The sequence below is a fragment of the Kitasatospora sp. NPDC048545 genome (assembly GCF_040651155.1).
Taxonomy (GTDB): domain Bacteria; phylum Actinomycetota; class Actinomycetes; order Streptomycetales; family Streptomycetaceae; genus Kitasatospora.
In genome coordinates this window covers 1-1,253 of the sequence record NZ_JBEZIQ010000183.1, presented here as the reverse complement: position 1 = coordinate 1,253, position 1,253 = coordinate 1, and the positions used below count along the sequence as shown (strand labels likewise).

Genomic DNA, 1,253 nt, shown 5'->3' with positions numbered 1-1,253 from the left:
GGATGGGAACTTGCATCTTCTGGAGATTGGGCTTCAAACAATCCAGTCTTCGCCATATCGCGCGGGCCGCCCGGCACACCGTCCCTGACAACTGGACCCGGTCACCGGTTTCCTGACATGCTCTTGTCCCCTTCACCTTTCGGATCCAGGTGAGTCATTCGGCCCAGGAACCTCCTTCCGAGTTCCTCCCGGCTGAGCCGGGGATACAAACAGAGCGCCTCGTGGCGCACAATGTCCGCTCGACCAGCCACCTCTTGGGCAGCACGGTGAAGCCGGTGGCGTCGTCGCCGCGTTTGACCACGGTCAGCGCGATCCGCAGAACGTCGCGGGCGAGGTCGACCAGGCGTCCGGTGTAGCCGCCGTCGGCCCACACCCGCGTGATGCGCCAGTGGCGCTGACGCAGCCGCTCCAGCAGCGTGCCGCCGGCCTCGCGGTCGGTGACGGATGCGGCGGTGACCAGCACCGTCAGCAGCAGTCCGAGGGTGTCCACGACGATGTGCCGCTTGCGGCCGTTCACCTTCTTCCCACCGTCGAATCCCCGGCTCGCGGCCGGCACCGACGCCGCCGCCTTCACCGATTGGGCGTCGATGATGCCCGCGGTCGGCTCCGGATCCCGGCCCGCCGCCTCGCGGAACCGGCCCCGCAGCCGGTCGTGGAACTCGGTGACCAGGCCCTTGTCCCGCCAGCGCCGGAAGAACGCGTAGACGCGGTCCCAGGCAGGGAAGTCCGCAGGCATCGCCCTCCAGGTGATGCCGCCCGCGACCAGGTAGCGCACCGCATCGACCAGCTGCCGGTGGCAGTAGCCCTCCGGCTGCCCACCGCGGCCCTCCAGCCAGGAGGGCACGGGCATCGCGTCCCGTACGACGGCCCACTCCGCATCCGTCATGTCCGAGGGGTACCTCGGACGCCTGTGCGGGTTGTTCCCGGCGTTCCCGAACCGGTGGGCGAGACAATCACACTCCCGGGCGGCCGAGTTGGAGCCGACCGGCGTGAGGGCGTACAACTGCGGCAACAGGGCCTCCTGGCGCGCTCAAGGTCTCGACAACCCCGAGCTGCACCAGAGGCCCTGTCTTCATGCTCGGCACGCGGCAAGACCACCCGACCGAGTTCCCACCGTCGAACCCACGTCCATCAAGATCGGTACGACAACGGCTTCTAAGCTTGATTTTTATGCTGCCGCCGCGATCTTGGCGAGGTGCGCTTCGAGCGTGGGTTCGCGTTTGACGGTCTTCCCGACGTCGTAGCGGGGTGCC

Annotated in this window: 1 protein-coding gene; it reads right to left on the bottom strand. The window is 68.0% G+C overall.

The genetic code is table 11. The annotated features are described in order from the left end of the window. Positions 1 to 154: 154 nt before the first annotated feature. Positions 155 to 886 carry an IS5 family transposase gene (locus AB0D10_RS46380; protein ID WP_360269179.1) on the bottom strand — a complete coding sequence of 244 codons (732 nt, stop codon included), beginning with the start codon at positions 884 to 886 and terminating at the stop codon, positions 155 to 157. Positions 887 to 1,253: the final 367 nt, after the last annotated feature.